The organism is Pseudomonas sp. JY-Q, assembly GCF_001655295.1.
In the GTDB taxonomy this organism is placed as follows: Bacteria; Pseudomonadota; Gammaproteobacteria; order Pseudomonadales; family Pseudomonadaceae; genus Aquipseudomonas; species Aquipseudomonas alloputida.
In genome coordinates, this window is sequence record NZ_CP011525.1 from 1,230,164 (window position 1) to 1,256,234 (window position 26,071).

Sequence of the window (26,071 nt, forward strand, 5' to 3'; positions counted from 1 at the left end):
ATTATCGGATTGTAAGGTGCCCACCAGTCTCCTTAATCTGGGTTCATCGAAGCACCCTGACCAGGAGCCTCCAAATGCCACGCGCAGACCATTTCCACACCCACCCCAATCGAGCCGTCCGCCATGCGTGACCTCGACGCCCGTACCGCCGCTGACCATGGCCAGCTGGCAGGAGAAGCCTGATGCACGACGTATTCATCTGTGACGCCATCCGTACCCCGATCGGCCGCTTTGGCGGCGCCCTGGCCAGCGTGCGGGCCGACGACCTGGCAGCCGTGCCGCTGAAGGCGCTGATCGAGCGCAACCCTGGCGTGCAGTGGGACCAGGTAGACGAAGTGTTCTTCGGCTGCGCCAACCAGGCCGGTGAAGACAACCGCAACGTGGCCCGTATGGCACTGCTGCTGGCCGGCCTGCCGGAAAGCATCCCGGGCGTCACCTTGAACCGCCTGTGCGCGTCGGGTATGGATGCCATCGGCACCGCGTTCCGCGCCATCGCCAGCGGCGAGATGGAACTGGTGATTGCCGGTGGCGTCGAGTCGATGTCGCGCGCCCCGTTCGTCATGGGCAAGGCTGAAAGCGCCTATTCGCGCAACATGAAGCTGGAAGACACCACCATTGGCTGGCGTTTCATCAACCCGCTGATGAAGAGCCAGTACGGTGTGGATTCCATGCCGGAAACCGCCGACAACGTGGCTGACGACTATCAGGTTTCGCGTGCCGACCAGGACGCTTTCGCCCTGCGCAGCCAGCAGAAGGCTGCCGCTGCACAGGCTGCCGGCTTCTTTGCCGAAGAAATTGTGCCGGTGCGTATCGCTCACAAGAAGGGCGAAATCATCGTCGAACGTGACGAACACCTGCGCCCGGAAACCACGCTGGAGGCGCTGACCAAGCTCAAACCGGTCAACGGCCCGGACAAGACGGTCACCGCCGGCAACGCCTCGGGCGTGAACGACGGTGCTGCAGCGATGATCCTGGCCTCGGCTGCAGCGGTGAAGAAACACGGCCTGACCCCGCGTGCCCGCGTTCTGGGCATGGCCAGCGGCGGCGTTGCTCCACGTGTCATGGGCATTGGCCCGGTGCCGGCGGTGCGCAAGCTGACCGAGCGTCTGGGGGTTGCGGTAAGCGATTTCGACGTGATCGAGCTTAACGAAGCGTTTGCCAGTCAAGGCCTGGCGGTGCTGCGTGAGCTGGGTGTCGCTGACGATGCACCACAGGTAAACCCTAATGGTGGCGCCATTGCCCTGGGCCATCCGCTGGGCATGAGCGGTGCACGCCTGGTGCTGACTGCGCTGCACCAACTGGAGAAGAGTGGTGGGCGTAAAGGCCTGGCGACCATGTGTGTGGGCGTTGGCCAAGGTCTGGCACTGGCCATCGAGCGGGTTTGACCTGTACCGGCCGCTTCGCGGGCAAGCCCGCTCTTACAGGGATCCACGCAATCACCTGTGGGGGCGGGCTTGCCCGCGAAGAGGTCTGTCCTGTGAGACACAAGGCCAATTGCCAGCCAGATAGCGGAACGAGTGTGTTACTAGGTATGTCTAGACTTACCTAGGACCCTCCAGGAGTGAAACCCTCATGACCTCAACCTATTACACCGGCGAAGAACGCAGCAAGCGCATCTTCGCTATTGTCGGTGCCTCGTCAGGCAACCTGGTGGAATGGTTCGACTTCTACGTCTACGCCTTCTGCGCGATCTACTTTGCCCCGGCCTTCTTCCCCTCCGACGACCCCACCGTGCAGTTGCTGAACACGGCAGGTGTATTCGCCGCAGGCTTCCTGATGCGCCCCATTGGTGGCTGGATCTTCGGCCGCCTCGCCGACCGCCACGGTCGCAAGAACTCCCTGATGATCTCGGTGCTGATGATGTGCTTCGGCTCCCTGATGATCGCCTGCCTGCCCACCTATGCCAGCATCGGCACCTGGGCCCCGGCGCTGCTGTTGCTGGCCCGCCTGATCCAGGGGCTGTCGGTAGGGGGCGAATACGGCACCACGGCCACCTACATGAGTGAAGTGGCACTGCGTGGGCAGCGCGGCTTCTTTGCTTCGTTCCAGTACGTCACCCTGATCGGCGGCCAGTTGCTGGCGGTATTGGTCGTGGTGATCCTGCAACAGCTGCTGACTGAAGATGAACTGCGGGCCTGGGGCTGGCGCATTCCCTTCGTGGTGGGGGCCATCGCCGCCCTGATCTCGCTGATGTTGCGCCGTTCGCTGCACGAGACCAGTAGCGCCGAAGCCCGCAATGACAAGGATGCAGGTTCTATCGCAGGCCTGTTCCGCAATCACGCAGCGGCGTTCATCACGGTACTGGGCTACACCGCGGGTGGCTCGCTGATTTTCTATACCTTCACCACCTACATGCAGAAGTACCTGGTCAACACCGCGGGCATGACAGCCAAGAACGCCAGCTACGTGATGACCGGGGCGTTGTTCCTGTTCATGGTGTTGCAGCCGTTCTTCGGCATGCTGTCCGACCGTATCGGTCGGCGCAATTCGATGCTGCTGTTCGGCGGCCTCGGTACCCTGTGCACCGTGCCGCTGCTGATGGCACTGAAAACTGTGACCAGCCCGTTCATGGCCTTCGTGCTGATCAGCCTGGCCCTGTGTATCGTCAGTTTCTACACCTCGATCAGCGGTCTGGTGAAGGCTGAGATGTTCCCGCCGCAGGTGCGTGCACTGGGTGTTGGCCTGGCCTATGCGGTGGCGAACGCAGCATTCGGCGGTTCGGCCGAGTATGTGGCCCTGGGCCTGAAGACCCTGGGGATGGAAAACACTTTCTATTGGTACGTCACGGCGATGATGGCGATTGCCTTCCTGTTCAGCCTGCGCCTGCCGAAGCAGGCGGCGTACCTGCACCATGATGACTAAGGACGCTGCATGAGCAACCAACTGTTCGACGCCTATTTCACCGCGCCGGCCATGCGCGAGATTTTCTCCGACCGTGGCCGCCTGCAGGGCATGCTGGATTTCGAAGCAGCGCTTGCCCGTGCCGAAGCCTCTGCCGGTTTGGTCCCGCACAGCGCGGTAGCAGCCATCGAGGCGGCATGCCAGGCCGAGCGCTATGACGTTGGTGCGTTGGCCAATGCCATCGCCACCGCCGGCAACTCGGCCATTCCGCTGGTGAAAGCGTTGGGCAAGGTGATCGCCACTGGCGTACCTGAGGCTGAGCGCTATGTGCACCTTGGCGCCACCAGCCAGGATGCGATGGACACGGGTCTGGTTCTGCAGCTGCGCGATGCCCTCGATTTGATCGAGGCCGACCTCGGCAAGCTGGCCGATACCCTGTCGCAGCAGGCGTTGAAGCACGCCGATACGCCCTTGGTGGGTCGTACCTGGTTGCAACACGCCACCCCGGTGACCCTGGGCATGAAACTGGCCGGTGTACTGGGTGCTTTGACCCGCCACCGTCAGCGCCTGCAGGAACTGCGCCCGCGTCTGCTGGTCCTGCAGTTCGGCGGTGCCTCGGGTAGCCTGGCGGCCCTGGGCAGCAAGGCGATGCCGGTGGCCGAAGCACTGGCCGAACAGCTCAAGCTGTCCCTGCCCGAGCAGCCCTGGCACACCCAGCGCGACCGCTTGGTGGAGTTTGCCTCGGTACTGGGCCTGGTTGCCGGCAGCCTGGGCAAGTTCGGCCGTGATATCAGCTTGCTGATGCAAACCGAGGCGGGGGAGGTATTTGAGCCGTCTGCGCCGGGCAAGGGTGGTTCTTCGACCATGCCACACAAGCGCAACCCGGTGGGTGCCGCCGTGTTGATCGGTGCCGCAACCCGCGTGCCGGGCTTGCTGTCGACGCTGTTTGCAGCCATGCCTCAGGAGCACGAACGCAGCCTGGGCCTATGGCATGCCGAGTGGGAAACCCTGCCGGATATCTGCTGCCTGGTCTCTGGTGCCCTGCGCCAGGCTCAAGTGATTGCCGAGGGCATGGAGGTGGATGCCGCGCGCATGCGCCGTAACCTCGACCTGACACAAGGCCTGGTGCTGGCAGAAGCGGTGAGCATCGTCCTCGCCCAGCGTCTGGGTCGCGATCGTGCCCACCACCTGCTGGAACAATGCTGCCAGCGCGCGGTGGCCGAACAGCGGCACCTGCGTGCCGTGCTGGGTGACGAGCCGCAGGTCAGCGCCGAGCTGTCTGGCGAAGAACTCGATCGCCTGCTCGACCCTGCCCATTACCTGGGCCAGGCCCGCGTCTGGGTGGCGCGCGCCGTGTCCGAACATCAACGTTTTACTGCCTGAAGGAGACCGCTGTGGCGCACTTGCAACTGGCCGATGGCGTTTTGAATTACCAGATCGATGGCCCGGATGACGCCCCGGTGCTGGTCCTGTCCAACTCGCTGGGTACCGACCTGGGCATGTGGGACACCCAGATTCCGCTCTGGAGCCAGCACTTCCGGGTGCTGCGCTATGACACCCGTGGTCACGGCGCATCGCTGGTCACTGAGGGCCCTTACAGCATCGAACAGCTGGGCCGCGACGTGCTGGCCCTGCTCGATGGCCTGGACATTCAAAAGGCTCACTTCGTCGGCCTGTCGATGGGAGGCCTGATCGGCCAGTGGCTGGGTATCCATGCAGGTGAGCGCCTGCACAGCCTGACCCTGTGCAACACGGCCGCCAAGATCGCCAATGACGAGGTGTGGAACACCCGTATCGACACGGTACTCAAAGGCGGCCAGCAGGCCATGGTCGACCTGCGCGATGCCTCTATCGCCCGCTGGTTCACCCCGGGCTTTGCCCAGGCACAGGCGGAGCAGGCCCAGCGTATCTGCCAGATGCTGGCGCAAACCAGCCCGCAAGGCTACGCAGGCAACTGTGCAGCAGTACGTGACGCTGATTATCGTGAGCAACTGGGCCGCATCCAGGTGCCCGCGCTGATCGTTGCCGGTACGGAAGACGTGGTTACCACCCCTGAGCATGGCCGCTTCATGCAGGCCGGTATCCAAGGTGCCGAGTACGTCGACTTCCCGGCGGCGCACCTGTCCAATGTCGAGATTGGCGAGGCCTTCAGCCGCCGCGTGCTCGATTTTCTGCTGGCTCACTGAGGACAACACCATGGACGAGAAACAACGTTACGACGCTGGCATGCAAGTGCGCCGCGCAGTGCTGGGTGATGCCCACGTGGACCGCAGCCTGGAGAAACTCAACGACTTCAATGGCGAGTTCCAGGAAATGATCACCCGCCACGCCTGGGGTGACATCTGGACCCGCCCGGGGCTGCCGCGCCATACCCGCAGCCTGATCACCATCGCCATGCTGATTGGCATGAACCGCAACGACGAGCTGAAGCTGCACCTGCGTGCGGCGGCCAACAATGGTGTGACCCGTGACGAGATCAAGGAAGTGCTGATGCAGAGCGCGATCTACTGCGGCATTCCGGCGGCCAATGCCACGTTCCACATGGCTGAGTCGGTGTGGGATGAACTTGGCGTAGAGTCGCGCCAGTAAACCGTGTTCGCGGGCAAGCCCCCTGTAACAGGGCGCTTGCCCGCGAATGGCCTTTACACCGATGCCTTTTTTTGCCGCATGGCAATCGGGCCGGCATTGGTTTCCACGGCGCGCTTCAGGGTCGGGCACAGGCCCAGCATGAACGCAGCTTCCGCCACCACGAACAGCGGCCCGATGATCAGGCCACTCACGTCGTCAACAAATGCCGGTTTGCGGCCTTCGTAGTAATGGCCGATGAACTGGATGATCCAGCCCACCACGAACGCTCCCAGCCCGGCGCCGAGCCATAGCGTTGTCGACTGTACTGCCAGCGCCTCACCGACCCACAGGCACAGGCCCAGCAACAGCCCCATCACCAGCCCGAAGCGCAGGTCCAGGCGCAAGTAGAACCACACAGACGCCGCCGCTGCCACCAGGGCAGGGGACAGCCACATGCCAGCTATCTCCCAGCCTGGGCGTGAAAGCAGGATGGTGACTGCCAGCACGATCATGGGGATGCCGACGAAGTGGGTGGCGATATTGCGCGGATCGCGGTGGTAGTTGGCGTATTGGCTCAGGTGGTCGACGAGGGTTTTCATTGTTGTGCCTCCCTGTTCTGCTTTGTTTCACCTGTACCTGATAGTGATCAGGATAGCCTGCAGTCACCACCATTATCAGCTCAGCGAATGGCGGCAGCGTGCACTGGCAAATTCATGGCAGGGATTTCATCAAGCTGTTGCAAATCATGCCTTCAAAAAAGGGGCATGGATTTTTATGGCTTCAGGTCATTTGAGGAGGCGTCTGGCCTCCTCGCGGGTTTATCCGCGAAGAGGCCATTTGATTCACAGAAGATTCAGCGGATAACTCACGATCAAGCGGTTCTCATCGAACGCGTTGGTGCTGAAGTCGCGACGCATAGTCGAGTTGCGCCATTTCACCGACAGGTCCTTGAAGCTGCCCGACTGCACGACATAGGCCAGCTCTGTTTCCCGTGCCCATTCCTTGCCATCGTCCACGCTGCCCACGGTGACGTTGTCACCCTTGATATAGCGGTTCATCAGGGTCAGGCCGGGTACGCCGACGGTGGCGAAGTTGAAGTCATGGCGAACCTGCCAGGAACGCTCCTTGGCATTGTCGAAGCTTGAATTGTAGCTGTCGTTGGCCAGGGTACCGCCACTGGTGCCATTGACCCGCATCCAGGCATCGTCGCCGCTGACCTTCTGCAGGCCAACGTAAAAGGTGTGGCCTTGGTAGCGCGCCGAAAGCAAGGCGGAGGCGGTGCGGTTGTCCAGCTTGCCGGCCCGTTCGGCGCCATCTTCCTTGCCGATGAAATAGCCCAGGTTGGCGCCCAGCGTCCAGTCGCCCAGCGGCTGGCTGTGCGTCAGGTTGAGGTATTGCTGGCGGTAGATGTCCTTGAGCTGGGCATCCCACAGCCCGATCATGGTGCGCTTGTCGTTGAAGGTGTACTCACCGCCGCCGAAGTTGAAACGGTCGGAGGTGAAGGCGGCTTTGCCGTTGAGCGACATGTCTTCCATGCTGGCATCGTTGCGCGGGCTGTTGCCGCGGAACTGGCCAGCGTACAGGGTCAGGCCGGCGATTTCCCTGGAGGTCAGCTGGCCACCGCGGAAGGTTTGCGGCAGTGAGCGGCCATCGTCCGAACGCAGGATTGGCAGTACCGGCATCCATTCACCGACTTTCAGCTCGGTTTCGGACAGCTTGGCCTTCAGCGCCACACCCAGCCGACCAAAATCATCGGCCGGGCGGCCGTCGCCATGCACGGGCAGCAGGTGAGTGTTGGTGGTGCCTTTGCCGCCGTCGAGTTTGACCGAGTACAGGCCCAGTACGTCCACGCCGAAACCGACCGTGCCCTGGGTGAAACCGGAACGGGCATCGAGGATGAAGCTTTGTGTCCATTCCTCGGCCTTGCCCTGTGGGTGGGCCGGGTCGACGAAGTTGCGGTTGATGTAGAAGTTGCGCAGGTTGAGGGTGGCCTTGGCGTCCTCGATGAAACCACCTTCGCTGGCGGCGAATGCGGGGAGGGCGCAGGACATGGCCAACAGGCCAGGCAGCAGCTGACGTGCGGGTAGCGAAATGCTCATCTGTCGTGGATCTCTTGTTTTTATGGTCGAGCCAGTGCACTGCGGGATCGGGCCTGCAGGTGCGGGTGTTTTTGATGAACTTGAGTAACGTTGCGTGGGGGGATGGTGCGGGGTAGTGCGGGGGTGAGGCAATTCGCCGCAAACGGAACGGGGCGATAATCGAACGGAATGTTCCGGTTGGTTAATAACTCTCCTGGGGCGGCCTCTTCGCGGGTAAACCCGCTCCTACAACGGCTTGCGCCCAACCACCGTATGTGTCCGCCACACGATCCGTGTAGGAGCGGGTTCACCCGCGAATACGGTGGTGGCTGCGACGCTGAATCGCCAGGGGATACAGGTCGGCACAGGCAGTAAAAAAGCAAAGCCCACCGCTAAGGGTGGGCTTTGCTGTAACAAGGCCGATCAGCCTTTCGGTGTTTCCACCGATGCCTGCTGGTTGGCCTGCCCGGTCTGCTCGTACCAGCCACCGCCAAGCGCCTTGTACAGGTTGACCTCGCTGGTCAGCTGCGACAGGCGGTCTCCGATCAGCGCTTGCTGGGCACTGAACAGGTTGCGTTGGGCATCGAGGAAGGTCAGGTTGCTGTCAATCCCGATGCGGTAACGGCGTTCGGCCAAGCGGTAGTAGTCCTGGTTCGCCTGCACCAGGTCGCGCTGGGCCTGCAACTGCTCTTCGAAGGTCTTGCGTGCCGCCAGGCCATCGGAGACTTCCTGGAAGGCCGTCTGGATGGTTTTTTCGTACTTGGCGACGTTGATGTCCTTCTGGATTTTCGAGTAGTCCAGGCTGGCTTTCAGGCTACCGGCGTTGAAGATCGGCAGGTTGATCTGCGGCTGGAACAGCCAGGTGCCCTGGCCGCCCGCGAACAGGTGGCCCATGTCGGGGCTCAGGCTGCCGGCGTTCGCGGTCAGGCTGATGCTCGGGAAGAACGCTGCGCGGGCTGCACCAATGTTGGCGTTGGCAGCCTTGAGCAGGTGCTCGGCTTCCTGAATGTCCGGGCGACGCTGAAGGATATCCGATGGCAGGCCGGCCGGTACTTCGGCCAGTTGGTCGGCATCAAGCTCCAGCGGCTTGGCCAGGTCGGCAGGAATGCCGGTGCCCAGCAGCACGGTCAGGCTGTTGACGTCCTGGGCGACCAGGCGCTGGTACTGCGAGTACTTGACCCTGGCGCCTTCCACGGCGGTACGCGCCTGGCTGACGTCCAGGGCCGAGGCCACGCCGACTTCGTTGCTGCGACGGGTGAGGTTGTAGCTTTCCTCGTAGGTCTTCAGCGTTTCTTCGGTCAGCTTGAACAGGGCCTGGTCGGCCTGCCAGGTGTAGTAGGCGTTGGCCACGCTGGCGACCAGGGCAATTTGCGTGGAACGACGCGCCTGCTCGCTGGAGAGGTAGGTTTCCAGGGCCTGCTCGGTCAGGCTGCGCACGCGGCCGAACAGGTCCAGCTCGTAGGCGCTGACGCCCAAGGTGGCCGAGTACTGGCTGGTGATGCCAGATTCGCCTGTTTGCGACATGTTCGCCGGGACACGCTGGCGGCTGCCGCTGCCGGTGGCCGAAACCGCCGGGAACAGGTCGGCGCGCTGAATGCGGTATTGCGCACGGTAGGCGTCGAGGTTCAACGCCGCGACGCGCAGGTCGCGGTTATTGACCAGCGAGGTCTGGATCAGCTGTTGCAGCGCCGGGTCGTGGAAGAACTGGCGCCAGCCCTGTTCAGCAGCGGCAACATCCGCCGATTGCGTCGGCGAGTAAGCAGGGCCTTGCGGCCACTGCGCAGCCACCGGCGCCTCTGGGGTCTGGTAGTCAGGGATCAGCGAGCAACCGCCAAGAATGAAAGCGGTTACCGCCAGGGACAACAAAGACTTGGTCATTGCCCAGCCTCATAACGTGGATTTTCAGGGGTGACGTCTTTTTCCGGCTCTTTGCTGCCGAACAGCGACGACACTGCGACGAAGAACAGTGGTACCCAGAAGATAGCCAGCACGGTCGCACTGATCATACCGCCGATCACGCCAGTACCGATGGCGTGCTGGCTGCCGGCGCCGGCGCCGCTGGCGATGGTCAACGGCACCACGCCCAGGATGAACGCCAGCGAGGTCATGATGATCGGGCGCAGACGCATGCGGCACGCTTCGATCGCTGCGTCGTACAGGCTACGGCCTTGTTCGTGCAGCTCCTTGGCGAATTCCACGATCAGAATGGCGTTTTTCGCCGCAAGACCGATGGTGGTCAACAGGCCAACCAGGAAGTACACGTCGTTGGACAGGCCGCGCAGGCTGGTGGCGATCAGCGCACCGATGATACCCAGCGGTACTACCAGCACCACAGCGATCGGGATCGACCAGCTTTCGTACAGGGCCGCCAGGCACAGGAACACGAACAGCACCGAGAGGGCGAACAGTGCCGGCATCTGCGAGCCGGAGAGTTTTTCCTCGTAGGACATGCCGGTCCAGGAGAAGCCGATACCGCTCGGCAGCTCGCCTGCAATGCGCTCGACTTCGGCCATGGCTTCACCGGTACTGTAACCAGGCGCCGGTGCACCGAGGATTTCCATCGCTTCGACACCGTTGTAACGCGACAGCTTCGGCGAACCGTAGGTCCATTCGCCTTTGGCGAAGGAGGAGAACGGCACCATCTCGCCTGCGCCGTTGCGCACGTACCATTTTTGCAGGTCTTCCGGGCTCATCCGCGCGCTTGGTTCGCCTTGGATGTACACCTTCTTGACCCGGCCACGGTCGATGAAGTCGTTGACGTAGCTGGCACCCAAGGCAATCGACAGGGTGTTGTTGATGTCGGCAATGGTCACGCCCAAGGCGCTGGCACGTTCGTCATCAATGGTCAGTTGGTACTGCGGTTCATCGTTCAGGCCGTTCGGGCGCACGGCGCTGAGGATCTTGCTCTGCGCAGCTTTGGCCAGGAACTGGTTGCGCGCCTCCATCAACTTCGCGTGGCCGACACCGCCGCGGTCCTGAAGGAACACGTCGAAGCCGGTGGCGTTACCCAGTTCAAGCACCGCTGGCGGGGCGAAGGCGAACACCATCGCATCACGGAAGGTGAAGAAGTGCTGCTGGGCGCGCTGGGCCAGGGCGAACACGCTGTTCTCCTTCGAGCGTTCATCCCAGGGTTTGAGCATGATGAAGGCCATGCCTGAGCTCTGGCCGCGGCCTGCGAAGTTGAAACCGTTGACCGTGAACACCGACGATACGGTATCGGCTTCGTCCTTGAGCAGGTATTCACGCATCTGGTCGACCACGACCTGCGTGCGCTCGGCACTGGAACCGGCCGGGGTCTGCACCTGAGCGAACAGTACGCCCTGGTCTTCTTCTGGCAGGAACGCGGTAGGGATGCGGGCGAACAGCCAGATCATGCCGACCACGATCAGCGCATAGGCCAGCAGGAATGGCACCTTGTTGCGCAGGATGGTGCCTACGCTACGCTCGTAGCCATTGACGCTGCGGTCGAAGTTGCGGTTGAACCAGCCGAAGAAGCCGCCTTTGGCGGTGTGGTGCTCGCCCTTCTTCAGCGGTTTGAGCATGGTTGCGCAGAGCGCCGGGGTGAAGATAAGCGCAACCAGCACCGACAGGCCCATGGCCGAGACGATGGTGATGGAGAACTGCCGGTAGATCACACCCGTGGAGCCGCCAAAGAACGCCATGGGCAGCAGTACGGCCGAGAGCACCAGGGCGATACCCACCAGGGCGCCCTGGATCTGTTCCATCGAGCGCTTGGTCGCTTCCTTGGGTGGCAAGCCTTCTTCGGACATGACCCGCTCGACGTTCTCCACCACGACGATGGCGTCGTCCACCAGCAAGCCGATGGCCAGGACCATGGCGAACATGGTCAGGGTGTTGATGCTGAAGCCCGCGGCGGCAAGGATACCGAAGGTACCCAGCAATACGACCGGTACGGTCATGGTGGTGATGATGGTGGCGCGGAAGTTCTGCAGGAACAGGTACATCACCAGGAACACCAGCACCACGGCTTCGATCAGGGTGTGGATCACGCCGCTGATCGATTCGGTGACCACGGGGGTGGTGTCATACGGGAATACCGCCTTGACCCCCGGCGGGAAGAACGGTTCCAGGCCTTTGATGGTCTCGCGCAGTGCCTTGGCGGTGTCCAGGGCGTTGGCGCCGGTTGCCAGTTTTACCGCCAGGCCGGACGCCGGCTTGCCGTTGAACTGGGCGCTGACGGCGTAGTTTTCACCCCCCAGGCCTACTTGGGCGACGTCACCCAGGCGCACCTGTGAACCGTCTTTGTTGACCTTGAGCAGAATGCTCTCGAACTGCTCGGCGGTTTGCAGGCGGGTCTTGCCGATGATGGTGGCGTTCAGCTGGGTGCCCGGCAGGGCTGGCAGGCCGCCGAGCTGGCCGGAAGACACCTGCACGTTCTGTGCGGCCACAGCGGTCTTGACGTCGACCGGGGTCAGCTGGAACTTGTTCAGTTTGGCCGGATCGAGCCAGATACGCATGGCGTACTGCGCACCGAACACCTGGAAGTCACCTACACCCGCGGTACGCGAGATCGGGTCCTGCATGTTCGAGACGATGTAGTTGGCCAGGTCGTCCTTGGTCATGCTGCCGTCTTCGGAGACCAGACCAATCACCAGCAGGAAGTTCTTCACTGCTTTGGTGACGCGGATACCTTGCTGCTGCACTTCCTGCGGCAGCAGCGGGGTGGCCAGGTTCAGCTTGTTCTGTACCTGGACCTGCGCGGTGTCGGGGTTGGTACCCTGTTCGAAGGTGGCGGTAATGGTCATGCTGCCGTCGGAGTTACTTTCCGACGACACATAACGCAGGTTGTCGATACCGTTGAGCTGCTGCTCGATCACCTGCACCACGGTGTCCTGCACGGTTTGCGCCGAGGCGCCCGGGTAGGTCACGGCGATGGCGATGGCCGGCGGCGCGATACTGGGGTACTGGTTGATCGGCAGCTTCAGGATAGACAAGGCCCCGACCAGCATGATCACCAAGGCGATCACCCAGGCGAAGATCGGGCGATCGATAAAGAACTTCGACATGGTTTACTCCGCTTTGGCGTCTGCTTTCGCCGCGTTGGCCTGATCAGGGCCGGCCGGCTTCTTGACGTTGGTGGCATCGCTGACCTTCACCTCGACGCCTGGGCGCACGTACTGCAGCCCTTCGGTGATCAGGCGGTCACCCGGGTTGAGGCCTTCCTCGATCAGCCAGTCGCTACCCAAGGTACGGCTGGCCTTGAGCTGGCGCAGTTCGACTTTGTTCTCCTGGTTGACCACCAGGGCGGTGGGTGCGCCTTTGAGGTCGCGGGTCACGCCTTGTTGCGGTGCCAGGATGGCGTTGGCGTTGACCCCGGCCTTGAGCCGCGCATGCACGAACATGCCTGGCAGCAGGGTGTGATCGGGGTTGGGGAACAGCGCGCGCAGGGTCACCGAGCCGGTGGTCTCGTCCACCGCGACTTCGGAGAACTCCAGGCGGCCTTCCTGCTTGAACAGGCTGCCGTCTTCCAGTACCAGCTGAACCGAGGCGGCGTTGTCGCCGGCCTTCTTCAGCTGGCCGCTTTCCAGGTCACGGCGCAGCTTGAGCAGCTCGGCGGTGGACTGGGTAACGTCGACATAAATAGGATCGAGCTGCTGGATGGTGGCCATGGCGTCGGTCTGGCCATTGCTCACCAGCGCACCCTCGGTGAACGAAGAGCGACCGATACGGCCGCTGATTGGCGCCAGAACCTTGGTGTAGCGCAGGTCGATCTGTGCGCTCTTGAGCGAAGCCTCAGCCTGCAATCGTTTGGCATTGGCGTCGTCGTATTCCTGTTTGGAGACGGCCTGTTCGTCAATCAGTTGCTTGTAACGTTCGGCCAGTGAGCGTGTAGCCAGCAGGTTGGCCTTCCTTGACCTCACTGCCTTCCTTGAATAGGCGCTTGAGGATGATGCCGTTGACCTGCGGGCGCACTTCGGCGACGCGGTAGGCACTGGTTCGCCCCGGCAATTCCGAGGTGAGGGTGAAGGCTTGCGGCTGGATGGTCACGACGCCGACCTGAGGAGCCTGCGCCGCTGGCGCTGCTTCTTCTTTCTTACAGCCACTGAGCAGGGTTGCCAGGGCGACGGCGGAAACCAGAGCGGTAACGGCTGGCTTGAATTGCATGAGGATCCTCGGGTCGCTGGAGCAGGGAGACGCTCAAGAGTAATGGAAGAGATCTTGATCTGGAAAAAATGCTATCCGGTGGATAAATAGCTTGCTAAGGAATATACTTACATTCATGGTTGTTTGTAAATACTGCTGGGTGGTACTCAGGTACAGCCTCAGCGCTTGATTAGCTTATCCGAGAGGCCCCGGCAGAGGTGCCCCCGGAGCGTTCCCCGCACGCGCTGCGCGTTCGGGCCAGATGAGGTTGTACTGCCATGGTCCGTCGAACCAAAGAAGAAGCCCAGGAAACCCGTGCCCAGATCATCGAGGCGGCGGAAAGGGCCTTCTACAAGCGCGGGGTTGCGCGAACCACCCTGGCCGACATCGCCGAACTGGCGGGTGTGACGCGGGGGGCGATCTACTGGCACTTCAACAACAAGGCCGAGCTGGTGCAGGCGTTGCTCGACAGCCTGCACGAGACCCATGACCATTTGGCGCGGGCGAGCGAAAGCGAGGATGAAGTCGACCCGCTTGGCTGCATGCGCAAGCTGCTGTTGCAAGTGTTCAACGAGCTGGTGCTCGATGCCCGAACCCGTCGTATCAATGAAATCCTGCATCACAAGTGCGAGTTCACCGATGACATGTGTGAAATTCGCCAGCAGCGCCAGAGTGCGGTGCTGGATTGCCACAAGGGCATCACCCTGGCGCTGGCCAATGCCGTACGCCGGGGCCAGTTGCCTGGCGAGCTGGATGCCGAGCGCGCGGCGGTGGCCATGTTTGCCTATGTCGATGGCCTGATCGGGCGCTGGCTATTGCTGCCTGACAGTGTCGATCTGTTGGGTGATGTCGAAAAATGGGTCGACACCGGGCTGGATATGCTGCGCTTGAGCCCGGCTCTGCGCAAATGACACTTTGTTAAGGATTGTGAGGGAGTGTTTCCCCTTTGTGTTAAGGGGAGATTAAGGTCGCCGCCGCCTTGCAGCTGTTCACACCACAAGGCGGCAGCGCGTGTGCAACCTTCAGCGGCCGCGCAATTGCCGGTCAGGCAAAGCAAATGCCGCGAACAGTCCCAGCACCGCGACAAGCGCACTCCCCATCAGCAGTTGCCTGAACGTCTCCAGCAACCGCCCTTGAGTCACCAGATCCACCTCTGCGGCCTTCAAACTCCCCAGCAACGGGTTACCCGTCAATTCGTAACCACCTTGATGCAGCAGTGCCAGCAACAGGCTGGACATGCACGCTACGCCCATGGCTCCGCCCAGCGAGCGGAACAGGTTGGTGGTGCTGGTGGCCACGCCGATGTCCTTGCTGGCCACCGCGCTTTGTGTGCCCACCAGTGAGGTCGGGAATTGCAGCCCGCAGGCTATACCGGTCAGCAGCATGCACAGCGCACTGAGCAACGCTGATTGCGGCGGAGTCAGTGCCATCGCGAAAATGGCCACTGGCATCAGCAGTGCACCGGCCAGGATCTGTGGCTTGTAGCGCCCGGTCCGGCTGGTCATGCGACCACCTGTGAAGGCGCCCATGGGCAGCCCCATGGCCAGCGGCAGCAGATGCAGGGCGGCGCTGTCGGCACCGGCGCCGGTAATGCTCTGGTAACGCAAGGGCATGAGCATGGTCAGGGAAATGGACTGGAAGCTGGCGAAGAAGATCACCGCCCAGCACAGCACTGCCACACGGTTGCCAAACAGGCTGAGCGGCAGCAGCGGCTCTGGGCAGCGGCGTTCGTGTGCGATGAAAAGCGCCAGGCCCAGTAGGGCGCAGCCGAACAGCGCCAGCACGGCCGGGTCGGCCCAGGCGTGGCCCTGGCCCACCAAGGTGATGCCCAGCAGCAGGCTGCCAAGGCCGAGAATCAACAGCATGGCGCCAAGGTAGTCCACCTGTGCCTCGCGACGCTGCACCGGCATATCAGCGAGCGCACGGCGAATGGCCCACAAGGCGACCAGCCCCAGCGGCAGGTTGATCCAGAACACCCAGCGCCACGACAGGTACTCGGTCAACCAGCCGCCCAGCACTGGCCCGGCCACGCTGGCCGCAGCGTACATGCTGCTGAAGTAGCCCTGGTAGCGGCCGCGTTCGCGTGGGGGCACGAAGTCGCCAATGATTGCCTGGCTCACCGAGACCATCCCGCCTGCGCCGATACCCTGCAGTACCCGGGCCAGCACCAGTTGCGGCATGTCCTGGGCCATGGCGCAGGCAATGGAGGCCAGGGTGAACAGGCTGATGCCGGTGAGGATCATCCGGCGCCGGCCGTAAAGGTCGCCCAGTTTGCCGTAGATCGGCACGGCCACGGTCATGGCCACCATATAACCGGAGATGACCCAGGCCAGCAGGCCGACATCGCTGAACTGCGCCGAGATGGCGGGCAGCGAGACGGCGACGATGGTCTGGTCCAGTGCGCCGAGGAAGATGGCCAGCATCAGGGCGGTGAGCACGTTGCGCAGGGCGGTGGGGGGCAGGGCGGCGGTCACGGGAATACCTTGTTTGTCTATGGCGGCCCCTTCGCGGGCAAGCCTGCTCTCACAGAAGCCCCTCGGATTGTAACCTGAGTTAGGTAGCTTCCTATGTACTATCTGCATCCCCTATGCAAGATCGGCATTGGCGCATTCATCCAGTGCTGCATGGCTGCGTGATATCGTTGGTATGCCACAGAGGCTGAAATCCGGGGCTTGCACCAGGTTGGTGCAGCATATTGACTCAGGTTTTTCAGTCCGCTGTCTCCCACACCTTTTATTCCTCTGCCTGCATGTCGAGCATGACCGCCCAGATGGCGACGGTTGGAACAGGTCAGGTAGACCCGATTACAGGGGTCGGTAGTTACCGTTCAAATTTCAACTTTTTTGCGGAGTGATCATGCCCAAGGCTTCCCACCAAGATCTGCGTTTTGCCTTCCGCGAGCTGCTCGCTTCGGGTTCGTGTTTCCACACTGCCTCGGTGTTCGACCCGATGTCGGCACGCATTGCCGCAGACCTGGGCTTCGAAGTCGGTATCCTCGGCGGTTCGGTCGCTTCGTTGCAGGTACTGGCTGCTCCAGACTTCGCTCTGATCACCCTCAGCGAGTTCGTCGAGCAGGCCACCCGCATTGGTCGGGTCGCGCAACTGCCGGTACTGGCCGACGCCGACCATGGCTATGGCAACGCACTGAACGTGATGCGCACGGTGATCGAACTGGAGCGCGCCGGTGTGGCCGCACTGACCATCGAGGACACCCTGCTGCCTGCCCAGTTCGGGCGCAAGTCCACTGACCTGATCCCGGTCGAGGAGGGCGTTGGCAAGATCCGCGCGGCGCTGGAGGCACGAGTCGATTCGTCCCTGTCGATCATTGCCCGTACCAACGCGGGCGTACTCAGCACCGAAGAAATCATCGTGCGTACCCAGAGCTACCAGAAGGCGGGCGCTGATGGCATCTGCATGGTCGGGGTCAAAGACTTCGAGCAGCTCGAACAGATTGCCGAGCACCTGACTGTGCCGCTGATGCTAGTTACCTATGGCAACCCGAACCTGCGCGATGACGAGCGCCTGGCGCGTCTGGGCGTGCGCATCGTGGTCGATGGCCATGCGGCTTACTTTGCCGCGATCAAGGCCACTTACGACTGCCTGCGGCTGCAGCGTGGTCGGCAGAACAAGTCGGAAAACCTCAGTGCCACCGAACTCTCGCACACCTACACCCAGCCTGAAGACTACATTCGCTGGGCCAAGGAATACATGAGCGTCGAAGAGTGATCAGCAGGGCGCCGTCCATTCAACGGACGGCGCTCAAGGTTGCACTGTGAGGCACGCAATGTGCCTGCTCGCAACTATTGGCGACGCTGGGCTGGCTGCGTAGCAGTTCGGCGCGCCAGCAGGCTGAGCCATACAGCCCTGCGGCAGCGGTAAGGGCCATGACAAGGGCGACTCTTCTGGATTTGATGCCCATGGTGCTCACCTCCCGTGACAGCGATAGGGGTGTACGCCACTAGTATAGATCCCGATCCCACGCCGGTTCGTCCTTGAAACGCTGCACCAGGAAATCCAGCATGCTGCGCAAGGTCGCCGGCATGTGTTTGCGCGACGTATACACCGCATTCAGGTTCAGTTCACGCGGTTTGGCCTCGGGCAGCAGACGCACCAGTTCACCCCGGCGTATGGCGTCTGCGGCCTGGTAGGTTGGCAGCATGGTGATACCTGCGCCAGCCAGCGCAGCCCTTTGCAGGGTCATCACCTCGTTGGCACTGATGTTTCCGGATACGGGCACGGCGACCTGCTGGCCGGCTACCGTGAAATGCCACAAGCTGTGTCCGAAGTAGGCATGGGTCAGGCAGTTGTGCAGGCTCAGTTCCTCAACCCGTTGCGGCGTGCCTCGCTCATTCAGGTAGGCGGGTGCCGCGCACACGACCGAGCGGCACACACTCAGGCGCCGGGCGATGAGGCTGGGGTCCACGTCATTGCTGGTGCGAATGGCCAGGTCGATGCGCTCGTCCACCAGGTTGACGGTGCGGTCGAGCATCTGCAGTTCTACCTTCACGTCAGGAAAGCGCCGCACATAGGCGGCCACTGCATCCACCAGCTGTGCCTGGCCGAATGAGGTACTGACGCTGATACGCAGTGCCCCCCTTGGTGCGTCTTCCGGCTGCTGCACGGCGGCCTGCAGGTCGCCGGCCAGTTCCAGCAGTTGCCGGCAGCGAGGCAGGGTTTCCTGGCCGGCTGCCGTGAGGCTGAGCTTGCGCGTGGTTCGCTGCATCAGCCGCGTGCCAACCCAGTCTTCCAACTCTGCCAGGTAGCGCGACACGACCGGCCGCGATAATTGCAGATAATCCGCCGCCGCCGACTGGCTGCCCAGGTCGATGACCGTGACGAATACACGCATGGCGTTGAGACGGTCCATGATTTGCCCGATTTCAGAAACAAACTATGTCTGAGCATCGCATTTTTTGTGACGAATCGGGTAACTAAGCTATGCGCATTGTTTGGTAGAAGGCGTTACCCGAAGCCGGCAGACGAGAGCCTTGGCGCTGGCGGCGAAGGTCACCAAGGGCGGTCATTCCGTTCAACTGATGGAGAGTATTTCATGAGCAAGATCGCAATCATCGGTGCCACCGGTCGTGCTGGCAGCCAGTTACTGGAAGAGGCCCTGCGCCGTGGTCACCGTGTACTGGCCATAGCCCGCGACCCTTCCACGCTTGAAGGGCGTGAGGGTGTGACCGTCAAGTCGCTGGATGCCACGGACAGCGCGGCCCTGCAGGCAGCGGTCGCAGGTATGGACGCTGTGTTGAGTGCCGCGCATTTCTCGACAATGGAGCCGCACGCCATCATCGAGCCGGTGAAGCGCGCCGGGGTCAAGCGCCTGCTGGTGGTGGGTGGCGCCGGTAGCTTGTTGCTGCCGTCAGGGCACCGGGTGATCGACAGCCCGGATTTCCCGGAGGCGTATAAAGCCGAGGCCAGTGCCGGCGTGCGTTTTCTGGAGGCGCTGCGGCGCGAGCCGAACCTGGACTGGACCTTCCTTTCGCCTTCGGCTGAGTTCGTTGAGGGTGAGCGCAGAGGTCACTATACGCTGGGCAAGGATCATCTGTTGATCGGTGCGGACGGCAAGAGCTGGATCACGTTTGCCGACTATGCGATTGCCATGCTGGATGAGCTGGAGAAGCCGCAGCACTCGCGGCAACGGTTCACAGTCGGCTATTGAGTCGCCTGCGTTGCGGGCATGCCCGCTCCCATGGGTACCGTACAGCTACCAAGGCCTGTGCAAACCTGTGGGAGCGGGCGAGCCTGCGAAAGGGCCGTCACAGGCTGGCCTGGCCCTCCAGCCAGTCCAGCAATTCCAGCAGCCCCGGCGGTAAGCTCCTGGCCTGGCTCACCAGGTAATACCCCTTGCCTGTCAGCACCTTCAGCGCAAACGGCATGCACAACCGCCCACCGCGCAGGTCATCGCCAATCAGCGACCAGTCACCGATTGCCACCCCGGTCCCCTGCGAGGCCATGGCCATCGCCATGTCCAGTGTCTCGAAATGTTGTTTAGGCCCATGCGTGGCGAGCGTCACTCCAGCCGCCTGCAACCACAACCGCCAGTCGTGTTCATCCCGCGAGGGATGCAGCAACATATGTCGGGCCAGGTCTTCCACCTGCTGCAACGGCACTGGCCCCTCACGCAGTGACGGTGCGCACACCGGGGTCAGCTGCTCATCGAACAGCTTGCGCACCTGCAGCCCGTGGTTCGGCGCATCGCCGTAGACCACTGCCGCATCGAAGCCCTCGCGACGGAAATCCACCCCGTGCTGCACGGTCGTGGTCAGCTCAACCGGCACATCCGGGCGCAGTGCCTGCCACTCCATCAGACGCGGCAGCAGCCAGCGCATTACGCAGGTTGGTGCCTTCAGCTGCAAGGTAGTGCTGTGCTCACCCACCTCGCGCACCCCTTGTTCGATCAGGGCGAACACCTGCTGCACCCGTGGCAGCCAGTCCAGGCCTTCACGGGTCAGGCTCAACCCACGCGCCTCGCGCTTGAACAGGGCATAACCGAGGTGTTCTTCGAGGGCTGCAATCTGGCGGCTGACAGCGCCCTGGGTGATGTGCAACTGCTGCCCGGCGCGGGTGAAGTTGCAGTGCTGGGCGGTGACCAGAAACGTGTGCAGGGCAGGCAGGGGCGGGAGGCGTTTCATTGCAGTAAGCCATGATCACAGGACATGGCTAGTATGTGTTTTTTTACATTGTGGCGATAGCCGTGGCTTGGGTCCAATAAGGGCATACCCCAACACGATTCATGGTGACCCCTGATGGCAACCTGCGGCGAAGTACTGGTCAAACTCCTTGAAGGCTATGGCGTCGATCATGTCTTCGGCATCCCCGGTGTACATACCGTGGAGCTCTATCGTGGCCTGGCGGGCTCTTCCATTCGCCACATCACCCCACGTCATGAGCAAGGTGCCGGGTTCATGGCTGACGGCTATGCGCGCACCCGCGGCAAACCCGGGGTGTGCTTCATTATCACCGGCCCGGGCATGACCAATATCACCACTGCCATGGGCCAGGCCTATGCCGACTCGATCCCGATGCTGGTGATTTCCAGCGTGCAGTCCCGTGACCAGCTGGGCGGTGGACGTGGCAAGCTGCACGAACTGCCCAACCAAGCCGCGCTGGTATCGGGTGTGGCGGCGTTTTCCCACACCTTGATGAGTGCAGCCGACTTGCCGCAGGTGCTGGCCAGGGCATTTGCCGTGTTCGACAGTGCCCGGCCACGCCCGGTGCATATCGAAATCCCGCTCGATGTGCTGGTTGAACCGGCCGACTTCCTGCTGCCGGGCCGCCCTGTACGGGGCAGTCGGGCAGGGGCTGCACCGCAGGCCGTGGCGCAGATGGCTGAGCGACTGGCCAGTGCACGTCGGCCGCTGATTCTGGCCGGTGGCGGGGCGTTGGCTGCGGGCGCTGCGTTGGCACGCCTGGCCGAACACCTTCAGGCCCCGGTGGCGTTGACCATCAATGCCAAAGGCTTGCTGCCAGCCAGCCACCCATTGCAGATCGGCTCGACCCAGTCGTTACCCGCCACACGGGCGCTGGTGGCCGAGGCCGACGTGGTGCTGGCGATCGGTACCGAACTGGCTGAAACCGATTATGACGTGACCTTCAAGGGAGGCTTCGAGATCCCGGGCAGGCTGCTGCGCATTGACATCGACCCGGACCAGACCGTGCGCAATTATCTGCCGGAGCTGGCGCTGGTAGCCGATGCCGAGCTGGCAGCCGAAGCGCTGCTCGGTGCCCTGCAAGCCCAGCCGCAGCCAGTGCACGAAAGCACTTGGGGCGTGGCCCGCGTGGCCGACCTGCGCAAGGTCCTGACGGCAGACTGGGACCAGCCCACCCTGAGCCAGACGCGTTTGCTGAGCGCCATACTGGAGCGCCTGCCTGATGCGATTCTGGTGGGCGACTCGACCCAACCTGTGTACACCGGCAACCTGACACTCGACATGGAGCAGCCACGCCGCTGGTTCAACGCCTCGACCGGTTACGGCACCTTGGGTTACGCGTTGCCAGCAGCCATGGGCGCCTGGTTGGGCAGTGCCGAGCAGGCCGTCGAACGCGCTCCGGCGGTGTGCCTGATTGGTGATGGTGGTTTGCAGTTCACCCTGCCGGAACTGGCCAGTGCAGTGGAGGCACAGGTACCGCTGATCGTGCTGCTGTGGAATAACCAGGGGTACGAGGAAATCAAGAAATACATGGTCAATCGGGCGATCGAGCCGGTCGGGGTGGATATCCATACCCCGGATTTCATCGGCGTGGCGCGAGCGTTGGGCGCGGCAGCAGAGAACGTGGCCGATATTGCCCAATTGCAGGCGGCGCTCGGGCAAGCGGTGGAGCGCAAGGGGCCGACCTTGATTCAGGTGGACCAGAATCAGTGGCAGGCCGCGGTGTTGGGTTGAAGCATTGCGATTGCCTGTATCGGCCTCTCGTGCCTGCAGGCAGCGCGCAATTTTCGCATCTGTGCAAAAACCTGCAGGTGCGGGTTTACCCGCGAAAGCGCCGGGGCAGGCGAATGTTGAGCTTCAGACCGCAGTAGCCCGCAACCGAGCCACATCTCGAATTGGCGGCGCGCCGTAAAGCCGGCTGTATTCACGGCTGAATTGCGACGGGCTTTCATAACCCACCCGATAAGCCGCCACCGCCGCCTCCAGCCCGTCGTTCAACATCAGCCGCCGCGCCTCTTGCAGGCGCAGTTGCTTCTGGTACTGAAGCGGGCTCATCGAGGTCACGGCCTTGAAGCGGTGGTGCAAGGTCGAGGTGCTGAGGTTGACCTCACGCGCCAGGTCCTCGATACGCAGCGGCTGTTGGAAGTTGTTGTTGAGCCAAGTGATGGCCTGGCAAACCCGGTGGGTCTGGCTGTTGGCCAAGGCAATTTCATACAGCCGGTAACCCTGCGGCCCACGCAGCAGGCGGTAGAGAATCTCGCGGCGGAACAGCGGCGCCAGCATTGCGATGTCGCGCGGGGTGTCCAGCAGCCGCAGCAACCGCAGCAGGGCATCGAGTAGCGCGGCATCAGTCCTTTCCACATACAAACCACGGCCGGAAGGTCGATTGGGTACCAGCATCGGTCCGCTCTCGGCGATCAGCTGGCTGATCTCGGCCGGGTCCAGGTCCATGCGCAGGCCCAGGCTTGGGTTCTCGGGGCTGGCATCCAGCCTCACGGCACTGAGTGGCAAGGTTACCGAAACGACCATGTAATGCAGTGGGTCGTAGGCGTATTGCTCGTCACCCAGGAACAGGCTTTTGCTGCCCTGGGCAAGGATGCACAGGGCAGGCTGCGCCAGGGTGGGTACAGAACGCACATTTTCGGTGTAACGCACCAGGTACAGGTCATCGATGGCCGATGCTGGGCCATAGGGCTCGCCCGCGTGGCGGTTGATCAGCTCGGCCAGCTCCAGGCGCTGCAGTTCCAGGGTCGGTTCGGTGGACGTGGCGGTGGTCATGATGGCTTTCCTCTGCTGACCGACGCAGCATAGGTTTGGGCAAAGACGGGCGCTAGTCGAAAGCTGCATGTCGATTGCCTGATCCTGCCGCGCTGCAGGATCAGGCAATCGACATGCAGTAATGGCCTAACGCGCCGCGCGGGTGAGCGCCTAACCTTGGCAGCCTGGCTTTTCCGTCCGCCTGCTTCAAGGAGATTGTGCAATGACCCTTAAACAACCGGTCACCCACCTTGCTTTCATCCGTGCCAGCAGCGGGCGCTCGGCAGAGCTGGGCGCGCGCCTGCGTGACCTGCTCGAGCCCTCGCTGCGTGCACCGGGATGCCTGAGTTTCACCGTGCAGCGTTCTCAGGCTGATGCTGACCTGTGGTTGCTCAGCGGAAGCTGGCAGGACCAGCAGGCGATGAGTGGCTACTTTGCTTCACCGACACTGGAGGTGTTCGGTGAGCTGGTGCAGGCTCAGGTGGTCAGCAGCCTGGACTTGCATACCTTCGATTGAGCGTGGATGAGGTAAAGTGACGCCCTTGTTCAATCACGCGGACAGCAACATGGCACGTAGGGAATTCACTCATTTCGAAGCGGTATCGGCGATGGTGCCGGTGGAAGGTGGCGGCTACAACGCGGCCATCGCAGTCAAAGCCTTGGGCATGGGCGGTGCGCCGCGTTTTCACAAGGTTCTCGACGGGCAGGTGTTCAAGGGCGCTGTGGCCGCCGACGAAGCGGCCACCGCCGAGCTGCAACGCCTGCAGGGCGTCAGCGAAGAGGGTGAGCTGGTCTGGTGATCAGGCCGGCGGCCGGGCCATCTTGAACAGGTTGCCCAGCTCGAAATAATCCGCCGGGCCACCCCCACGCAGGATCGGCTCAGCGGCAGCGGTATCGTAGATGCCGTTGTTCAACAGGTGCTCGGCAATGTGCACCGCCACCACTTCCCCAAGGATCAGCCAGCTGGGCACCTCTTGCTGGTCGGCGCGCTTGAGCTGGACGATCTGGCTGACCTTGCACTCGAAGGCTACCGGCGTTTCACCCACGCGCGGCACCTTGACGATGCTAGACGGTGCGGCAGTGAGGCCGCTCAAGTCGAATTCGTTCACTTCGGCAGCAACCGGTGCGCAGCTCAGGTTCATTTGCTCGGCCAGTGGGCGGGTGGCCAGGTTCCAGACGAACTCACCGGTCTGCTCGATGTTGTTCAGGCTGTCTTTGCGCCCGACGCTGCAGAAACCGATGATCGGCGGGATGTAGTTGAACGCATTGAAGAAGCTGTAAGGCGCCAGATTCAGGCGGCCTTCGCGGTCCTGAGAGGAGATCCAGCCGATAGGGCGGGGACCGACGATGGCATTGAACGGGTCGTGCGGCAGGCCGTGGCCTTTGGCGGGTTCGTAGTAATACATCTGTGCTGGGCTTGTTGGCCCTACCTCCTGGTGGACAAGGTGCCTAGTGTGCCAAGCCTGAGCTCGTGTGCAAATGATCAAGCCCGGCCGAAGCCGGGCTGGGTGCTCGCAATCAGGTATCAGCTGATGCGGTGCGCGTTGGTGCGGTCGAAGCCGTCTTCAGCGAAGCGCTGGCCGCCGGTGCGGTCGAAGCCGTCTTCAGCGAAGCGCTGGCCGCCGGTGCGGTCGAAGCCGTCTTCAGCGAAGCGCTGGCCGCCGGTGCGGTCGAAGCCGTCTTCAGCGAAGCGCTGGCCGCCGGTGCGGTCGAAGCCGTCTTCAGCGAAGCGTTGGCCACCGGTGCGGTCGAAGCCGTCTTCAGCGTAGCTGGCTTGCTGGGTTTGAACCGCGGCAAAGGTGTGAGCGTCGGTCCGGTCGAAGCCATCTTCGGCGAAGGCGCCAGCTGCGAATACCGAGAGGGCCAGGGTAAGGATCAGTTTGTTTTTCATGGTTGCTGCTCCGAGGGTGCGAGAGGTTGTTTGTTTCTATGGGTTTAATCCTACGCCTATAAATTTGATTAAAAAGCGCAAAAAATAGCGCATAAAAATCGAATAAATAGATGTGTCTGTGTGCGCTGCGCGTGAGTCAGGCAGCGGGGTCATCCACTCGCTGCAAGCACTCGCGTCGTCGTTTTCTCAGCCATTGCAGCTTGAAGAGCGGGAATTAATGGGGCGTTAAGAACGAAATATCTTGTTTCAAAGTTCTATCAACGCTTTTTTCATGCGTCACCAACCGTTTTTTCAGATGCACCTCAGCACCATCGCCGCACCTTAGACTGGAGCGGCACAACAATGAACAAACTCCCGCAAATCACCTTGGCCTTCTGGGTCATGAAGATCTGCGCAACTACCCTTGGCGAAACGGCAGGCGACTTGCTGTCGATGACGTTGAACATCGGCTATGCACTCAGCTCGTTGATGCTGATCAGCGTGTTCCTGCTGACCTTGGTCGGCCAGCTTTACTCACGCCGCTACCACCCGATGTTGTATTGGCTGGTGATTCTCTCCACCAGTACCGCTGGCACCACCATCTCCGACTTCATGGACCGCACCCTGGGCCTGGGTTATGCCACGGGGTCGGCCCTCCTCATCGGCATCCTGCTGCTTACCTTCCTGGCCTGGCGCCTTAGCGGCAACCCGCTGGATGTCAACCGCATCAAGAACCGAACGGGCGAGCTGTTCTACTGGGTGGCAATCCTGTTTTCCAACACCCTTGGCACAGCGCTGGGCGACTACCTGGCCGATGACTCGGGGCTGGGCTTTGCCGGCGGTGCGCTGTTGATTGGCAGTACCATTGCACTGGTGGTGGTCGCCCGCTACTGGACGCGTATTCCCGGCGTGGTGTTGTTCTGGGTCGCGTTCGTGCTCACCCGGCCGTTTGGCGCCACCTTGGGCGACTTCCTCACCAAACCCCATGAAAAGGGCGGCCTGGACTTCGGCACGGTCGGCTCTTCGGCTGTGCTGGGCGGGGTGTTGCTGGTGCTGGTGCTGATGGCCAACTGGTACCAGCGTCGTGACCCGCGACAGGCGCTTGAGATGTCCTGAACCGGCTTTCAGGTACGAGTGAGCCGAATAGAATGTTTAGTCGGCTCACAGCGACATAAGTGCTGATCGAACAAATGAAA

At 62.2% G+C, this 26,071-nt stretch carries 22 protein-coding genes and 1 pseudogene; 12 read left to right on the forward strand and 11 right to left on the reverse strand.

The genetic code is table 11. The features are described from left to right. The first annotated feature begins 179 nt into the window (after positions 1 to 179). The 5 genes from pcaF (at position 180) to pcaC (ending at position 5,430) form a co-directional block, all read left to right on the forward strand. Positions 180 to 1,385: a 3-oxoadipyl-CoA thiolase gene (gene pcaF / locus AA098_RS05460; protein WP_172830960.1), complete on the forward strand. Its 1,206-nt coding sequence runs from the start codon at positions 180 to 182 to the stop codon at positions 1,383 to 1,385. 187 nt (positions 1,386 to 1,572) lie between these two features. Continuing rightward, the gene (locus AA098_RS05465; protein WP_003251946.1) at positions 1,573 to 2,862 is read left to right on the forward strand and encodes an MFS family transporter; all 1,290 of its coding nucleotides are present in this window, start codon (positions 1,573 to 1,575) and stop codon (positions 2,860 to 2,862) included. Positions 2,863 to 2,871: 9 nt separating this feature from the next. Beyond that, a complete protein-coding gene (locus tag AA098_RS05470) occupies positions 2,872 to 4,224 on the forward strand; it encodes a 3-carboxy-cis,cis-muconate cycloisomerase (protein WP_003251947.1) in 1,353 nt (450 codons plus the stop codon). An 11-nt stretch (positions 4,225 to 4,235) separates the two neighbouring features. Continuing rightward, positions 4,236 to 5,027, forward strand: a complete 792-nt coding sequence (pcaD, locus tag AA098_RS05475) for a 3-oxoadipate enol-lactonase (RefSeq protein ID WP_014754363.1) — start codon at positions 4,236 to 4,238, stop codon at positions 5,025 to 5,027. Between the two features lie 10 nt (positions 5,028 to 5,037). Continuing rightward, the gene (pcaC, locus tag AA098_RS05480) at positions 5,038 to 5,430 is read left to right on the forward strand and encodes a 4-carboxymuconolactone decarboxylase (protein ID WP_003251949.1); all 393 of its coding nucleotides are present in this window, start codon (positions 5,038 to 5,040) and stop codon (positions 5,428 to 5,430) included. Positions 5,431 to 5,483: 53 nt separating this feature from the next. Here pcaC and AA098_RS05485 read toward each other — a convergent pair whose 3' ends face one another. From AA098_RS05485 to ttgA, 5 genes and pseudogenes are all read right to left on the reverse strand, one after another. Then, entirely contained in the window at positions 5,484 to 6,008 is a 525-nt protein-coding gene (locus tag AA098_RS05485) for a DUF962 domain-containing protein (RefSeq protein ID WP_003251951.1), read from the reverse strand. A gap of 243 nt (positions 6,009 to 6,251) precedes the next feature. Continuing rightward, positions 6,252 to 7,508 carry an OprD family porin gene (locus AA098_RS05490; RefSeq protein ID WP_064613917.1) on the reverse strand — a complete coding sequence of 419 codons (1,257 nt, stop codon included), beginning with the start codon at positions 7,506 to 7,508 and terminating at the stop codon, positions 6,252 to 6,254. Between the two features lie 402 nt (positions 7,509 to 7,910). Next, on the reverse strand, positions 7,911 to 9,365 hold the full coding sequence (locus AA098_RS05495; RefSeq protein ID WP_003251955.1) for an AdeC/AdeK/OprM family multidrug efflux complex outer membrane factor: 1,455 nt from the start codon (positions 9,363 to 9,365) through the stop codon (positions 7,911 to 7,913). Beyond that, positions 9,362 to 12,514: a multidrug efflux RND transporter permease subunit TtgB gene (gene ttgB, locus AA098_RS05500; protein WP_014754360.1), complete on the reverse strand. Its 3,153-nt coding sequence runs from the start codon at positions 12,512 to 12,514 to the stop codon at positions 9,362 to 9,364. Before ttgB ends, AA098_RS05495 begins: the two co-directional genes overlap by 4 nt. 3 nt (positions 12,515 to 12,517) lie before the next feature. Beyond that, positions 12,518 to 13,613, reverse strand: a pseudogene (gene ttgA / locus AA098_RS05505) (toluene efflux RND transporter periplasmic adaptor subunit TtgA). A gap of 257 nt (positions 13,614 to 13,870) precedes the next feature. On the opposite strand from ttgA, the gene ttgR reads away from it, so the two are divergent. Then, positions 13,871 to 14,503: an efflux transport transcriptional regulator TtgR gene (gene ttgR / locus AA098_RS05510; protein ID WP_004575141.1), complete on the forward strand. Its 633-nt coding sequence runs from the start codon at positions 13,871 to 13,873 to the stop codon at positions 14,501 to 14,503. 111 nt (positions 14,504 to 14,614) lie between these two features. Here ttgR and AA098_RS05515 read toward each other — a convergent pair whose 3' ends face one another. Beyond that, positions 14,615 to 16,066 carry an MDR family MFS transporter gene (locus tag AA098_RS05515; RefSeq protein ID WP_003251960.1) on the reverse strand — a complete coding sequence of 484 codons (1,452 nt, stop codon included), beginning with the start codon at positions 16,064 to 16,066 and terminating at the stop codon, positions 14,615 to 14,617. A 382-nt stretch (positions 16,067 to 16,448) separates the two neighbouring features. Between AA098_RS05515 and AA098_RS05520 the strand changes: the two genes are divergently transcribed. Continuing rightward, positions 16,449 to 17,318 (forward strand): oxaloacetate decarboxylase, encoded by an 870-nt coding sequence (locus tag AA098_RS05520; protein WP_003251963.1) that lies wholly within the window; start codon positions 16,449 to 16,451, stop codon positions 17,316 to 17,318. 232 nt (positions 17,319 to 17,550) lie between these two features. Here the strand turns inward: AA098_RS05520 and AA098_RS05525 are convergent, their stop codons facing one another. Further along, positions 17,551 to 18,459 carry a LysR family transcriptional regulator gene (locus tag AA098_RS05525; RefSeq protein ID WP_054888628.1) on the reverse strand — a complete coding sequence of 303 codons (909 nt, stop codon included), beginning with the start codon at positions 18,457 to 18,459 and terminating at the stop codon, positions 17,551 to 17,553. A 183-nt stretch (positions 18,460 to 18,642) separates the two neighbouring features. Between AA098_RS05525 and AA098_RS05530 the strand changes: the two genes are divergently transcribed. Then, positions 18,643 to 19,257, forward strand: coding sequence for an NAD(P)-dependent oxidoreductase (locus AA098_RS05530; RefSeq protein WP_003251968.1), 615 nt, complete (start codon positions 18,643 to 18,645; stop codon positions 19,255 to 19,257). Positions 19,258 to 19,354: 97 nt separating this feature from the next. Here the strand turns inward: AA098_RS05530 and AA098_RS05535 are convergent, their stop codons facing one another. Continuing rightward, positions 19,355 to 20,230: a LysR substrate-binding domain-containing protein gene (locus tag AA098_RS05535; RefSeq protein WP_012053627.1), complete on the reverse strand. Its 876-nt coding sequence runs from the start codon at positions 20,228 to 20,230 to the stop codon at positions 19,355 to 19,357. Between the two features lie 114 nt (positions 20,231 to 20,344). On the opposite strand from AA098_RS05535, the gene AA098_RS05540 reads away from it, so the two are divergent. After that, positions 20,345 to 21,982 (forward strand): 5-guanidino-2-oxopentanoate decarboxylase, encoded by a 1,638-nt coding sequence (locus AA098_RS05540; RefSeq protein ID WP_054888629.1) that lies wholly within the window; start codon positions 20,345 to 20,347, stop codon positions 21,980 to 21,982. Positions 21,983 to 22,105: 123 nt separating this feature from the next. On the opposite strand, the gene AA098_RS05545 is transcribed toward AA098_RS05540, so the two are convergent. Next, on the reverse strand, positions 22,106 to 23,026 hold the full coding sequence (locus AA098_RS05545) for an AraC family transcriptional regulator (protein WP_003251974.1): 921 nt from the start codon (positions 23,024 to 23,026) through the stop codon (positions 22,106 to 22,108). A gap of 202 nt (positions 23,027 to 23,228) precedes the next feature. Here AA098_RS05545 and AA098_RS05550 point away from each other — a divergent pair, with 202 nt between their 5' ends. Further along, the gene (locus AA098_RS05550; protein WP_003251976.1) at positions 23,229 to 23,522 is read left to right on the forward strand and encodes a putative quinol monooxygenase; all 294 of its coding nucleotides are present in this window, start codon (positions 23,229 to 23,231) and stop codon (positions 23,520 to 23,522) included. 16 nt (positions 23,523 to 23,538) lie between these two features. Further along, positions 23,539 to 23,805 carry a hypothetical protein gene (locus tag AA098_RS05555; RefSeq protein ID WP_014859143.1) on the forward strand — a complete coding sequence of 89 codons (267 nt, stop codon included), beginning with the start codon at positions 23,539 to 23,541 and terminating at the stop codon, positions 23,803 to 23,805. Here AA098_RS05555 and AA098_RS05560 read toward each other — a convergent pair whose 3' ends face one another. Continuing rightward, positions 23,806 to 24,411, reverse strand: a complete 606-nt coding sequence (locus tag AA098_RS05560) for a flavin reductase family protein (RefSeq protein WP_003251979.1) — start codon at positions 24,409 to 24,411, stop codon at positions 23,806 to 23,808. 119 nt (positions 24,412 to 24,530) lie between these two features. Beyond that, complete coding sequence (locus AA098_RS05565; RefSeq protein ID WP_004575150.1) at positions 24,531 to 24,896, reverse strand: hypothetical protein; 366 nt, start codon at positions 24,894 to 24,896, stop codon at positions 24,531 to 24,533. A gap of 342 nt (positions 24,897 to 25,238) precedes the next feature. Here AA098_RS05565 and AA098_RS05570 point away from each other — a divergent pair, with 342 nt between their 5' ends. Continuing rightward, a complete protein-coding gene (locus AA098_RS05570; protein WP_003251984.1) occupies positions 25,239 to 25,991 on the forward strand; it encodes a membrane protein in 753 nt (250 codons plus the stop codon). The last annotated feature ends 80 nt before the right edge of the window (positions 25,992 to 26,071 follow it).